We start from the raw sequence: 13,314 nt of genomic DNA, 5'->3' as shown, positions 1-13,314 counted from the left end.
CGTTAGGGTGGAAGGTGTCAGGAGGCCCGATGTCCCCGCCACGCGCGAGTGCCCTGCTGCTCACCCTCATCGTGTCCACTGGAGGCTGCACCAAGACGCCCGCCGAGGAGGGCTCGAAGGAGGCCGACGGCGGCATCCCGTGCCAGACGCTCCAGCACCTGGCCTGCACGGGACTCTACGGCGAGGGCGGCGCCGGGTGGGCGACCCGGGCGATTCCCCCCGAGGTGCGCCCCTACGAGCCCGGCCTCCAGCTCTGGAGCGACGGCCTGGACAAGACGCGCTTCATCTACCTGCCGCCCGGCACGAAGGTGGACACGTCCAAGAGCGACGAGTGGCGCTTCCCCGTGGGCACGAAGCTCTGGAAGGAGTTCAGTTGGAAGGGGCGCCCCATCGAGACACGCTTCCTCTGGAAGCGCCCGGATGGGAGCTGGCTGCGGACCACCTACCGCTGGAGCGACGACGGGAAGACGGCGCTCGAGTTGACCCGCGGCGAGAAGGACGTGCCCGGCACGGAGGGCTACGAAATCCCCAGCCAGCAGGACTGCCAGTCCTGCCACCGAGGGCGCGGCGACGAGGTGCTCGGCTTCGAGGCCGTCGCGTTGGCCCACTACGGCGCGCGCGGCCTCACGTTGGCGAAGCTGGTGGAGGAGGAACGCCTGAGCCACCCGCCCGCGCAGGTGCCCCGCATTCCTGGCACGCCGGTGGAGCAGGCCGCCCTGGGCTACCTGCACATGAACTGCGGCGTGTCGTGCCACAGCGCCAACCGCATGGCGCTGGGCAGCGGCTCCGGCCTGCACCTGCGCCTGGAAGCGGGCGAGCTCGGCTCCGTGCAGGAGACGGACACCTGGCGCACGTCCGTGAATGTGAAGGCGCTCATCCAGACGTCGGGCATGTTCGGGAAGAGCTCGCAGCGCGTCGCGCCGGGTGACGTCCAGCACAGCTCGCTGCTCTACCGGATGGGCCAGCGCGGGGACTTCATGCAAATGCCCCCCCTGGGCACCCGCGTGGTGGATGAACAGGGCCAGGCGCTCATCCAGCGCTGGATTGAAGCGATGCCCGCGAAGAAGGGGGGGTAGGCGCCCGCTCAATCCAGGCACCGCACCTGGGCAGCGGGGCTCCTGCTGGCCATGCTGTTCGCCGCACTGGCCATTCCCTGGCCCGGCTTGTCCCACGGACGGCCCCTGCTCCGGGACTTCCAGCCAGACAAAACCGTTAGAGTGCCGCGCATGCGCGGACACAGAAACTGGGCAGGCACGTCAGTGATTGCGGTGACGCTTTGGCTCGCCTGCGGCGTGGCGATGAGCGGCTGTGGACGAGGCAAGGAGCGCGCGGCGCTCGCCACGAAGCTGGAGCAGCGCATCCGCTCCGCCGCGGAGACAGGAGACACCTTCCACCTGTCGGAGGTAACGGACTTCGACTGGGACACCCTTCACGTCTTCACGCCCTACGTGGTCGCGGAGGAAGTCCGCCAATCGCTCGGCAACGACTGGTCCGGCGCGAGAGACATCTATGAATCGGAATGTCTGCTCGTCTTCGTGAAGGAAGGACGGGTCGTCATGGACCTCGAATACCCTCGGATGAAGGGGGACTTCTCGGCCATGAAGAAGTACCGCTTCTCGCGCGACGAGGCCCGGTTCGCCGCGCCCAAGAATGGCCGGCCCCTGACGCACGCCGCGGATTCGCCCTGAGCCACCGCGCGCAGCGGCGTGCCTCGGCCCTCGAGGAGAGGCACGTCCGCGGGCACCGCTAGGCTTTCACCCATCTGCTCTGGAGCGCGTCCCAGCACATCTCCTTGCCATGGGCCGGCTCGGCCTGGTTGCTCGCGAAGCTGCCCGTCGCCTGCACGTTCTTGCACCCAATGGCCGTCAGATAGGCGAGACAGTCCGTGGTGAACTGAACCGCCTGGCTGTGGTTGTGGGCCCCCATGGCGCCATACATCTTCGAGCTGCCAGGACCGTCGTAAGTGAAGTTCTGCACGTAGTACAAAGGCACGTCAGTCGCTCCCCTGAAGGCGTTGGTTGCCTTCACGACTATCGCACTTTCCGCCCCTCCTGTGAAAGTGAACCTGGAGGCGGAAATCCCGCACCTGCGGCGACCGCCGGTCGGAGCGCTTCCACCGAGGTGACACGGGCGAAGCTGGACCGCGCTATGCCTTCAGCGCGGACACCAAATCGCCCGCGGCCAGCCGTGAAACGGACTCCGCGGAGGTGTGGAGGAAGCGCAGCGCATAGCCCTCGCTGCCGGCCGGGAGCGAGGAGGGGTCCGTCATCCCCGCGAAGAACGTGGGCGCCGAGCCAGGCGTGAAGGCGTGGGTGGTGGCATCCACTTCAAGGCCACGCAGCCTGCGCAGGAAGGTGGCGGTGTCCTCATCCGGGCCCCGCTTCAGGACGGACACCGTTCCATCCCGGCGCCGGACCTGCACCGTGCGGCTGCGCGCGGCGGCGTGAAGGCAGGCCAACTCCCAGAGCGTGGGGCGGGCGCCGGTTCCGAAATAGGCCAGGGTGTCCTTTCCAAGGTTCGCGAGCTCGCCTCGCGAGCGGTGCACACTCTGGAAGCCATCCTCGGGAGGGACCTTCACATCCACCCAACGGAGCTGCTTCTCGACGAGGTCGATGACGAGCGGCACGGAGATCTTCCCGCTCCCCTGCAGGTCGAAGCGCTGCGCCACCGCGCGCGCATCGAAGTGGGGCCCTCCCTCCCCGTCCCGGACCATGAAGCCCGCGAACGCGTCCTCCATGCGGTCGAACGAGACGCTGTTGTAGGAGAACACCACCGGAATGGCGTAGCGAACGCCCCGCGCCAGCAGTCGCGGAGCATGGACATCCAGGAACTCGGCGCCTCCCGTCGGCAGGGGCCCGGAGGTGACATCCCCCGAATGCACCGCGGCGCCATCCGCCAGCCGCAGGTTCGTGAAGTCACACAGGTCCACCAACCACCAATCCTTGTCGTAGAAGGCCACCGACAAGTCCAGGTCCACCCGCGTCCCCTTGGGCTCCGTCCAGTGGACGAAGAAGCGCAAGGTCTTCCCTTCCGGCAACGGCAGCAGGCTTCCACGCGGAACCGCCACCAACGCCCGGGAGGCCGTCTTCTCCGCCAGCGGAACCATCAGGTCGGCCAGGGCCTCGTCGAGCATCGCTTGAGGGAAGGCCGGCAGGGCCTCCGCCCGGCGCAGCAGCTCCCGCTCCAGCGGCGCCACCAGTTGGCCAATGGCGTCGCCAGGGAGCAAGGGGCGCCTGTCCTCCATGCCCCAGGCGTGGGTGGCCTCCCCCTTGGGAAAGAACACGCGTTTGGCGAACGGCTTGTGCCGCTGACGCAGGTGCGCCGCCGCGGTGAGCAGCAGCCCAGGCGCGCCCCGAGGCAGCACCGCCTCGAGCACCGCGAGCAGCTCCGGGTCGAGCGCGGCGGAGCTCGACTGGGCCACCGACAGGCGGCTCACATGGTCCAACCGGCGCAGCAGCTCACCAGGCCGCTGCCGCAGCAGCCGCAGCGCGCCGCGGACATCGCGAGCGTCCAGCGCCGCTTCGACGTGCGAGGCAAAGGAGCGGAAGCCAACGCGGACGCCTCCGTCGGCCTCCAGCCTGTGAAAGACCGCCGGATGCTCGCGGGCCACACTCAGCACGGATGCTCCGAACGGTGTCTCCGGCACCAACACCGTCTCGCGCAAGACAGCGAACGCGAGCGCGACCTTCGGATGACGCTGCCACTCCTCGAAGACATGCAGGAGCTTCGCCTGGGCCTTCCACAAGCCGGGGTGGCGCCGGAGGTCCTCGGTGAGGTTCAGCACGGAGAAGCCTTCCAGCATCCGCAGGACGGCGCGCCGTACCGGACGCGGAGGGCTCTTCAGCGGAATCTTGACGGTGAGGTCGGGGTTGCCGCCCGCCCACGCGACGAGCATCCGGAGCACATCCGTGGCGGTCTTCACGTATGCCGCGGCGCTGGCCAGCACGTCTCCCGCCGTGCGGGCATCCTGAAGCAGCAGGCCCATGACCTGCGCCAGCGTCTCCTTCACCGGGATGCTCGGAGGGAGCCACCCCAGGATGCGCACCCCCGTGGCGGAGACGAGCATCTTCAGCAACATCACCTCGGAGGGGCGCAGCACCGTGGACCGGGACACCAGGCGCCGCATGACCTCCCTCCCCGTGGCATCCGGGTCGGACCCCAAGGACAGCCGCGTCAGCCGGTTGGCGGCCAGTGCATACACGCGCTCGGCGGCCTTGAGTGCCGTGGGCTTGAGGAACGGCTCGGACGGAGACAAGCGACGGTGACAGATGGGACACGCGCTGTAGTCGCTTCCGTCGTAACACCGCTCGCAGACCAGGTGTGCGCACGGCGACAGCGCACGCACCGCGCCCTGCGCACCGCAGTGGATGCACGGCTGCTCCGGCGACTGGAACAACCAGCCCAGCATCCGCTGCACGTACAACTGCCGGGTGTCGTGCGGCACGCTCTCGGGGAAGTTCCGGAACAATGGAACGAAGGGCCGGTTGGCCCCCCGGAGCGCCGCGCAGTTGTCGTAGATGAAGCGGCCGGAAGCCGCCATGACCTCGGTGGGCAGCGCCAGCAGCGCCCCCCGGAGCGCGCCGTCCAGCGTGTAGCCCACCCCCGCGAGGTCTGCCTCCAGGGCCTCCATGCCCTGCTCCCGCGCCTGCGCGTCACCACTGGGAGCAAGTCCCGAGGGGAGGAAGACAAGCCCCGTGGTCCTGAGCAGCAGCGCGGCGGTATCGCCCATCACGTCGAGCGAAGGGGCGCCCATGGTGACTCCAGGCGAGAGGGAAAAACGGGGCGGAGAGCGGATCCGCTACCTCAGGAGTGAGAAGGAAGCACACCCAGGGCCGCCCCGTGGGGAACCCTACCAGGGCCCGGCGGGGTGCCGCTACCGTTGGAGCACGCGGTTGGCCCTCTGCGGCGTCAATCACCAAGGTGACGCCGTTGAGCTCGCGCCGGACGCGGTCTCCAGGTTGACGGTTCAGTGGCGCAGGCGCGGCGCCACCACGGGCCTGCCCTCGCGATTCAGCGCGCCCGCGGGCCGGAGCCGGGCGGACGCTCCGCCTACAAACTTCCCGGTGCACTTCACCCGCGTCCTTGAGGAGCGCCACGCCTCGTGGACCTGGACCGGACGGAGCCGTCAGACTGCGAGACATGAACCTCTCGCGAGCCGCCCTTCTCGTCCTGCTCCAGCCGCTGGCCGTCCAGGCCGCGGAGTACCGCGTGGGCCCCGACCAGCAGTACACCCGTCTGGGTGACGTGCCCTGGGAGTCACTCGAACCCGGGGACACCGTCTTCGTCCACGCACGGCCCACGCCCTACGCGGAGAAGTGGGTCCTGGGCCGCAGGGGCACGGCCGCCGCGCCCATCACCGTGCGCGGCGTGAAGGACGCGCAGGGCAACCTGCCCGTCATCGTCGGAGAGAGCGCCACCACGCGCTCGCAGCTCAACTATTGGGGTGAGGAGCGCGGCATCCTGAAGATTGGTGGCTCCAACCGGCCCGCGGACACGATGCCCGCGCACCTGGTGGTGGAGAACCTCCACCTGCGCCGGGCACGCGGCGCCTTCACCGGCCGCAATGGCGCGTCCACCTACCTGGACAACGCCGCCGCCATCTTCATCGAGAAGGGCGAGCACATCACCATCCGGGGCTGCGTGCTCGAGGACAGCGGCAACGGCCTGTTCATCGCCAACCAGGCATCGAATGTCACCGTCGAGCACAGCCACATCCTGGGCAACGGCAACACCGGCAGCATCCTCGAGCACAACGCGTACACCGAAGCGCTGGGCATCACCTACCAGTTCAACCGCTTCGGTCCGCTCTGCACCGGCTGTCTGGGCAACAACCTGAAGGACCGCTCGGCGGGCAGTCTCATCCGGTACAACTGGATTGAGGGAGGCAACCGGCAGCTCGACCTGGTGGACTCGTCCAGCGGCGCGCTGCGCGCGGCGCCGTCGTATGCGCGGACCTTCGTCTACGGCAACGTCCTGCTGGAGCCCGAGGGCGCGGGCAACCGGCAAATCGTCCACTTTGGCGGCGACTCCGGCAACACGGCCAACTACCGGGGCACGCTCTACTTCTTCCACAACACCGTGGTGTCCAGCCGCACGGACCGGACCACGCTGTTGCGGCTGTCGCACCAGAACCAGACGGCGCACGTGACGAACAACGTCGTGCTGGTGGCCGCGGCCCATGGCAACACGCTGTCCCTCACGGACGAGGCGGGCACGCTCCGGCATGGTGGCAACTGGTACAAGCCTGGCTACGTCAGCACCTTCGGCACGCTCACGGGCGCCGTGGTGGATGCGGGAGGGAATCTCACCGGCACCGACCCGGGGTTCATCAACCTCGCCGGACAGGACTTCCGCCTGACCACCGGCTCCGCCCTGCGGAGTCAGGCGGTGGCGCTCCCCGCCGAGACCCACGGCGAGCCAGTCACCTTGCAGTACGTGAAGCACACGGCAAGTGAGCCGCGAGCCCAGGTGAGCCCGCCCCACATCGGCGCGTTTGGGGATGCCTCCTCGCCTGGGACAGAGACGCCGGACGCAGGCCCGGGCACGCCGACCGACGCGGGCACGCCCCCCCTGCAGCCGGATGACGACGAGGGCGCTGGTGGCTGCGCCGCATCCGGAGCAAGCCTCGCGGGCCCCCTGATGCTCGCGCTCCTCGGCGTCCTGGGGCTCAGGCGGTCCGCGCCGAGCCCACGGGTTCCGCGCGGCCGCCGCCGCCCTCCCCTGGGAACTCCGCGGCAGGGCTACAGTGCGCGGCCATGACAACCCGCGCTTGCCTGCGTTCCCTTTCCCTGAGCCTGGCGCTGCTCCTGGCCGGGCCAGCGGGAAGTGTCTCCGCCGCCCCGAAGGCCACCGCCCCGAAGGTGACCATCAGCGACATCCAGGCCCAGGTCTACGACCGGCAGCAGGGCGCCATCGTCGCGACGGATGCAGCCTCCGACCCCTACGGGATGAACGTGGACGCCTTCATCGTCGTGAAGCTCCAGGGAACCTACGAGGGCGATGCGCCGTTGAAGCTGACGCTGTTGGTCAGCGCGCCCAAGGAATCCTCCGAAGCGGCGGGTGACCGGCCGGCGTGGAAAGCGACGCAGATGCGCGAGCTGGTGGCGCTCGCGGAGAACGGCGTCACGCAGGTGCCCTTCATCCTCCCGTACCACTGCGCGTCCAAGGTCAAGGTGACGGCCATCCTGACGGGCAGTGGACTCAAGGCCAGCAAGACGCTCAACACATCCTTCCCCTGCGCCGAGTAGCCCGTATGCTCGGGGCGTGAGGTGGATGCGCCAGGCAGGACAAGAGTGGGGCCCTGAGCCCTGGAACATGGCACTCGCCAACTCCCCCCGGTGGCAACTGAAGGCGCCTTCACGAGCGAGGCAGCGCCACAGGCGTGTCGTGGCCCTGGCGCGCGTCTCCCGGGCCTTCGAGCATCCGCGAACGATTCTGCACGTCGCCCGCTCCGCCAGCGGCCCCATCATCGTCAGCGAGGACGACGAGGGCCGCCGCTACCTCCAGTTCGGTTGGATTGGCGCCTTCCAGAGCACGGCGTGGCCGGGCTTCCCGCTGCGGCTGGAGTTGGACTACACGCGGGCGGTGGCGGCGACACTGGCCTTCGCGCCCGCCCCCAAGCGCCTGCTCGTCGTGGGACTGGGAGGCGGCAGCATCCCCACCTTCCTCCGCGCGGTGCTCCCGCACGCGCACATCGACGCGGTGGAAATCCAGCCCCAGGTGCTGGACATGGCCCGGCGCTACTTCGACTTCCACGAGGACGAAGCCCTGCACGCCCATCTCACGGACGGACGGCGTTTCATCGAATCCCCCGGGGCGCCGTATGACGTCATCATCCTGGATGCATACGGCACGCGAAGCATCCCGCCGGCGCTGGCGACGCAGGAGTTCCTGCGGGCCACGCAGGCGAGACTGACGCCGGACGGGGTGGTGGTGGGCAACGTGCTCCGGAAGTCAGGCCGGCCCGGCTCGCTGATGGACCCGCTGTGGCAGGCCAGCTTCCCGCAGCTCTACGCCTTCGACGTGCAGGCGTCGGACAACCGCATCCTCGTGGGGCTGCCCCATGCGCGCAGGCTCCTCCGTTCGGAGTTGCTGGCACGCGCCGGGCAGCTCGCGCGCGAATGGAGCGTGCCCTTCAACCTCCGCGCACGGGTGGCCCGCCGAGTGAGCGTCAGCCGCCGCCCTGCGCACAGCCGCGGCTGACGCGCAGGTGTCGACTGACATCGAGGACGCCATATCGACCCGACCGACATCAATCGGTACGCGGCATACACCAAGAAGGTCAACTCACTGAAAGAGCAGAACGGGCTCCGCATCACGCTCGGAAAGACCGAGAAGCACCGGGGCCACAGCCACAAGAACAGCTGGACCTTCGACGGGAACGTGGCGGTCGGCCAGAGCACGTACTCGTACGATATGAAGGCCGGCAGCGTCCTGGGCCACGCCAGGGTTGGCTGCAACTGGCACGGACAGGGGGCGGCACCACCCTGCCGTCGGGCAACCTACGGGTCCGCACCGTCGTACGCGCGCTGCAAGCCCTGGATGTCGAGCTTCACCATGCCCAGCATGGCCTCCATCACCCGGCGCGCCTTCTCCGGGTCCTTGTCATTCAGCATCTTCCCCAGCACGGACGGGACGATTTGCCAGGACAGGCCGAAGCGGTCCTTGAGCCAGCCACACTGTTGCGTCTGGCCTCCTCCGTCCAGGAGCTTCGACCACAGCTCATCCACCTCTTCCTGCGTCTGACAGTCCACGAACAGGGAGATGGCCTCGGTGAACTTGTAGTGAGGCCCTCCGTTCAGCGCCATGAACTGCTGTCCGTGAAGCTGGAATGTGCCAGAGACGACCGGCGCGGTGTCCGAGCCCCCCGCGCGGTTGAGGCTGAGAATCTTCGCGTCCTTCTTGAAGACGGACACGTAGAACTTCATGGCTTCTTCCGCGTTGCCGTCGAACCACAGGAAGGGTGTGATCTTCTGCATGGTGCGTTTTCCTCTGTTCAGGATGCGCCCGGCGTCAGGCGCGCTTGACCTGCCTGGACTTTGATGTGGCCTTCACCCGCCTGACGCACGGTGGCGCTGGACAGCGCCAGCTCCTGGGACAGCATGCCCACCCTACAGGTCAGCATCCCACCGTGCCGTATTGAATCCACACGCACCCCGTCAAGCGACAGGGGGAACGGAAGCTTCCAGCGCCGTGAGCCAGGAGAGGCCCAGAACGCACAACGGAGACACGGTCGACATTGCCCATCCGCCCCCGCAGCGGATAAGCCGTTGAAAATGACTCACAGCGTCGGGTTCACGGCTCGAGCCATCCCGCCGCTCCTTTCGAACCGGAGTTCCTGGATGCAGTCACATCGCGCGGTCTGGAGCAGGCGCCTGATACTCGTGGGGAGCGTCATCCTCCTGTCATGCGGAAAGGAGGGATTGACGCCTCCGGGTGAGGACGCGCTGGCCGCCGCACGAGGCCAGGCCCTGTCCCAATGGAAGCAGGCCCCTTCCGCCACCACCGCGCTGGCGCTGGCGCTGGCCTACTTCCCCGACCTCGAAACGGGTCCGGCCCCTTCAGCGCCCTCGGCCCGGCAGCTCGAGGCCCAGCTCGGGAATGACGGCGGGCTGACCCTGACGACGCGTGGACTGACCTTCCAGGTCCAGCCGGCGGCCTCCCCCTCGGGCACGCTCCACCGCGAGCGCTTCGCCGCGTTCCAGGGCGAGCGGCACCTCTGGTGGCCCGCGGGAGGCACGCAGACCACCCCACAGGGCTGGCGCACCTCGCGGGTCGAGGAGGCGTGGATCCTGGACGAGGTACCGGAGGCGCGCGGTGGCAAGCCAACGCACCGCGCCGAGTACACCGTCACGTTGCCGGCCTCCGTCCGGCGCATCCAGGACACGGGCGACTACCTCCAGTTCCTGGATGAAAGCGCGCGCCCCGTGCTCCGCTTCCATCCCGCCGTGGTGCGAGACGCCAACGGCCACTCACGCGCGGGCAGCACGCGGCTCGCGGGTGGACGCATGAATCCGCGCACCCAGGTGTTCGACGTGGACGGCGCGCAGGTCCGCATCACGACCGAGGTCTCCCTCGCCGGGCTCACCGCGCCGCTCGTCGTCGACCCTGGCTGGTCCTCCACCGCCACCATGGCGACAGCCCGCGCTCAGCACGCGGGCCTCCTGCTCGGCACCGGCCAGTTGCTGGTCGTCGGTGGCGTCAACCGCCTGGGCTTCGTGGCTTCGTCCGAACGCTACGACCCCGACACCGACACCTGGAGCGCGGCGGCCGCCGCCGGCATTTCAGGCAACATCACCATTTCCGCGCGCCTCTCGGATGGGCGGGCGCTCGTGCTCGCGGATGGCTCCACGACGGGGCGCATCTACGACCCCGCGACGGACACCTGGTCGGCCACGGGCCCCATGGCCGCGCCCCGCGCCCTGGCCACCCTCACGCGGCTCGACTCCGGTCAACTCCTCATCGCGGGCGGCAGCAATCTCGCGACCGCCGAACTGTACGACCCCGCGAGCAACACGTTCCTCCCCACCGGCAACCTCCTGAGGGCCCGGCGCTCGCACACCGCCACGCTGCTGCCCGACGGCCGGGTGCTCGCGGTGAGCGGCTTCAACAACGAGGACGACGAAGTCCCGGGCGCCGACCTCTACGCCCCGGTGGCGGGAACATGGACCGCCGCCGCGGCGCCCCTGGTCCCAAGGCACTACGCCACCGCCACCCTGCTCCCCGATGGCCGCGTGCTGCTCGTGGGTGGATTCACCGCGAGCGGTGTCACCACGCATGCGGAGCTCTACGACCCGGCGGCCAACACGTGGACGGCCACGGGCGCCCTGAACTTCCCGCGCAACGGCCACACCGCAACGCTGCTGCCCGACGGCCGGGTGCTCGTCGTGGGCGGCTCCAACGCCGCGCGAGATGCACAGCCGGAATCCGAACTCTACGACCCCGCCACCGGCACGTGGACCCTCGCGGGCTCCATGGCGATTGGCCGGGAGAACAGCACGACGACCCTGCTCCCCTCCGGCAAGGTGCTCACCGCCGGAGGCTTCCACTCCAATCCGTCACTCACGTTCTACGCGGACACGGAGGTCTATGACCCTGGCGTCCAGGGCTGGGCCGCGGCGGGAACCCTGGGCGGTCCTCGCGTTGACCCGCTGATGGCGCTGCTGCCCACGAACCGCGTCCTCGTGGCGGGTGGCCGTGACGGAGCGGGCACCGCGCTGGCGTCCGCCTCGCTGTATGACCGGGCGACGAACGCCTGGTCCGCGGCCGCGGGCCTCTCCACCGCGCGAGCGGATGCCACTGCGACGACGCTGGCCTCGGGCGAGCTGCTCGTCGTGGGTGGCACGAACGCAGGCGGCACGCTGAACTCGGCAGAGCGCTATACGCCGACCACGAACACCTGGAGCTCCGCGGCGTCACTCACCCGCGCGAGACACCTGCACACCGCGACGCGCCTGCCGGATGGACGGGTGCTCGTCGTCGGTGGCCAGGACGGCGCGGACGTGCTCGCCTCCGCGGAGCTGTACGACCCGGGCACCCAGACGTGGACCGCCGCGGCGTCCGCGGCCGGGGCGCGCACCGCGCACGCCGCCGCCCTACTGCCTGATGGACGGGTGCTCATCGCGGGAGGACGTGACGCGGGTGGAGCCGCCCTCGCGTCGGCGGAGGTGTACGACCCCGCCACCAACACCTGGGCGCCCATCGCCGGCCTCGCCCAGGGACGCGAGCGCTTCACGCTGACGCTGCTGCCCTCCGGAGAACTCCTGGCGGCGGGCGGCGCCGCGGGAGGCGTGGCGCTCGCCACCACGGAGCGGTACTCCGCCACCGCGAACACCTGGACGCCGGACAGCCCGCTGACGCAAGCGCGCTGGCGCCACACCGCCACCCTGATGCCGTCCGGTACGCTCCTGGTCGCCGGAGGCCTGAGCGCGCCAGACACCTACGTGGCCTCGGCCGAAACCTACGGCGCCCCCTCGCGGACCTGGACACCGGTCATCGCGCCCGACGTGCGGGGTGGGGCCGCCGCCGTTGCCTTGCCCACGGGCGAGGTCCTGCTCGCGGGAGGCACGGCCGCCACCACGGCGCAGCGCTACGAGGACGTCCTCGCGCCTGCCGCCTGGCGTCCGGTCGTCACCGCGCCGGAGACGCTCTACCAAGCCTGCCCCACCGTCATCGAAGGCCAGGGCTTCCGGGGCATCTCGGGCGCGTCCAGCGGCAGCTACCTGGACTCGCCAACGGACTTCCCCCTGGTGCGCCTGCGCGCCGCCGAGGGAGGGCGGCTCTGGACGCTCCTCGCCACGGACATGTCCACCACGCGCGCGACGGTGCGGGTACCCGCGGAGACGCCGCCGGGCCCGTATGCCCTGTCTGTCTTCGCCAACGCCATTCCGGGTGGACGCATGGTGATGGTGCGCGCCAACACCGCGCCCACCGCGGACGCCGTGCGCATCGCCACGATGACCGGCGTCCCGCTGGACATCACGCTCACCGCGACCGACCCGGACGCGGACCAGACGCTGACGTGGACCATCGTCACCCCGCCCCAGCATGGAACGCTGAGCGGCACGCCGCCGAACCTCCAGTACACGCCCAACCCGGGCTACGTGGGCGCCGACAGCTTCACCTACCGCGTCAGTGACTGTGGCCTGGACAGCAACGAGCCCTCGGTGGACATCGCGGTGGAGGCCACCCACCCCCTGGCCATCACCTGCCCCGAGGACACCGTCATCGAGGCAACAGGGCCTGACGGCGCTCCAGGCAACTGGCCCCCCGCCACCGTGACGCCCGGCGCGGGCGGACCCGCCACGCTCACCTATTCACCGGCGGAGGGCAGCACGCTGCCGCTGGGGACCACCACCGTCACCGCCACCGCGGAGGACGCCTCCGGCACGCGAGTCACGTGCACCTTCCAGGTCGAGGTGCGGGACACCACCCCGCCCACGCTGACGTGCCCCGCCGACATCCGGACGACCTCCGATGATGCGTCGGGAACGACGGTGACCTTCGAGTTGCCCGAGGCCACGGACGGCGTCTCGACGCCCACCGTCACGTCCTCGCCGGCGTCGGGGAGCACCTTCCGGCACGGCAACAACACCGTCACCGTCACCGCCACGGACGCCGCGGGCAATGAAGCCCGCTGCACGTTCCAGGTCACCGTCCAGGCAACGGTCGTCTCCATCGCCGGAGGCGGCTGCCAGGCCTCTGGCGGTGGCGCGGCCTCGTCGCTGGCCCTCCTGGTGGTTCTGGCATCGTGGAGCGGACTGCGTCGCCGCTCGCGTCACGCCTCGCACTGACCCGTACGTCACCCTCTTTCGC

The 13,314-nt window shown here is 69.7% G+C and carries 10 protein-coding genes; 6 read left to right on the top strand and 4 right to left on the bottom strand.

Annotated features, from left to right (window positions below):
* The first annotated feature begins 29 nt into the window (after nt 1-29).
* Both HNV26_RS23230 and HNV26_RS23225 read left to right on the top strand, forming a co-directional pair.
* Nucleotides 30-1,076, top strand: a complete 1,047-nt coding sequence (locus HNV26_RS23230; RefSeq protein ID WP_216612640.1) for a hypothetical protein — start codon at nt 30-32, stop codon at nt 1,074-1,076.
* 150 nt (nt 1,077-1,226) lie between these two features.
* A complete protein-coding gene (locus HNV26_RS23225) occupies nt 1,227-1,688 on the top strand; it encodes a hypothetical protein (RefSeq protein ID WP_253816938.1) in 462 nt (153 codons plus the stop codon).
* 58 nt (nt 1,689-1,746) lie between these two features.
* Here the strand turns inward: HNV26_RS23225 and HNV26_RS23220 are convergent, their stop codons facing one another.
* The gene (locus HNV26_RS23220) at nt 1,747-1,992 is read right to left on the bottom strand and encodes a hypothetical protein (protein WP_171441940.1); all 246 of its coding nucleotides are present in this window, start codon (nt 1,990-1,992) and stop codon (nt 1,747-1,749) included.
* 154 nt (nt 1,993-2,146) lie between these two features.
* Nucleotides 2,147-4,753 carry an MXAN_6230/SCO0854 family RING domain-containing protein gene (locus tag HNV26_RS23215; protein ID WP_171441941.1) on the bottom strand — a complete coding sequence of 869 codons (2,607 nt, stop codon included), beginning with the start codon at nt 4,751-4,753 and terminating at the stop codon, nt 2,147-2,149.
* A 386-nt stretch (nt 4,754-5,139) separates the two neighbouring features.
* Between HNV26_RS23215 and HNV26_RS23210 the strand changes: the two genes are divergently transcribed.
* From HNV26_RS23210 to HNV26_RS23200, 3 genes are all read left to right on the top strand, one after another.
* Nucleotides 5,140-6,759 carry a right-handed parallel beta-helix repeat-containing protein gene (locus tag HNV26_RS23210; protein ID WP_253816937.1) on the top strand — a complete coding sequence of 540 codons (1,620 nt, stop codon included), beginning with the start codon at nt 5,140-5,142 and terminating at the stop codon, nt 6,757-6,759.
* On the top strand, nt 6,756-7,247 hold the full coding sequence (locus tag HNV26_RS23205) for a hypothetical protein (protein WP_171441942.1): 492 nt from the start codon (nt 6,756-6,758) through the stop codon (nt 7,245-7,247). Before HNV26_RS23210 ends, HNV26_RS23205 begins: the two co-directional genes overlap by 4 nt.
* 67 nt (nt 7,248-7,314) lie before the next feature.
* Nucleotides 7,315-8,202, top strand: coding sequence for a spermidine synthase (locus HNV26_RS23200; protein WP_171441943.1), 888 nt, complete (start codon nt 7,315-7,317; stop codon nt 8,200-8,202).
* Between the two features lie 299 nt (nt 8,203-8,501).
* On the opposite strand, the gene HNV26_RS23195 is transcribed toward HNV26_RS23200, so the two are convergent.
* Together HNV26_RS23195 and HNV26_RS39030 are read right to left on the bottom strand one after the other, a co-directional pair.
* Nucleotides 8,502-8,978 (bottom strand): VOC family protein, encoded by a 477-nt coding sequence (locus tag HNV26_RS23195; protein ID WP_171441944.1) that lies wholly within the window; start codon nt 8,976-8,978, stop codon nt 8,502-8,504.
* Nucleotides 8,979-8,995: 17 nt separating this feature from the next.
* Complete coding sequence (locus tag HNV26_RS39030) at nt 8,996-9,124, bottom strand: hypothetical protein (RefSeq protein ID WP_301338472.1); 129 nt, start codon at nt 9,122-9,124, stop codon at nt 8,996-8,998.
* Between the two features lie 298 nt (nt 9,125-9,422).
* Between HNV26_RS39030 and HNV26_RS23190 the strand changes: the two genes are divergently transcribed.
* Nucleotides 9,423-13,292: a Kelch repeat-containing protein gene (locus HNV26_RS23190; protein WP_171441945.1), complete on the top strand. Its 3,870-nt coding sequence runs from the start codon at nt 9,423-9,425 to the stop codon at nt 13,290-13,292.
* The last annotated feature ends 22 nt before the right edge of the window (nt 13,293-13,314 follow it).

Source organism: Myxococcus xanthus, from assembly GCF_013116825.1.
Lineage (GTDB): Bacteria > Myxococcota > Myxococcia > Myxococcales > Myxococcaceae > Myxococcus > Myxococcus xanthus_B.
Note: the sequence above shows the minus strand (reverse complement) of the source record. Positions and strands in the feature narration are given on the sequence as shown.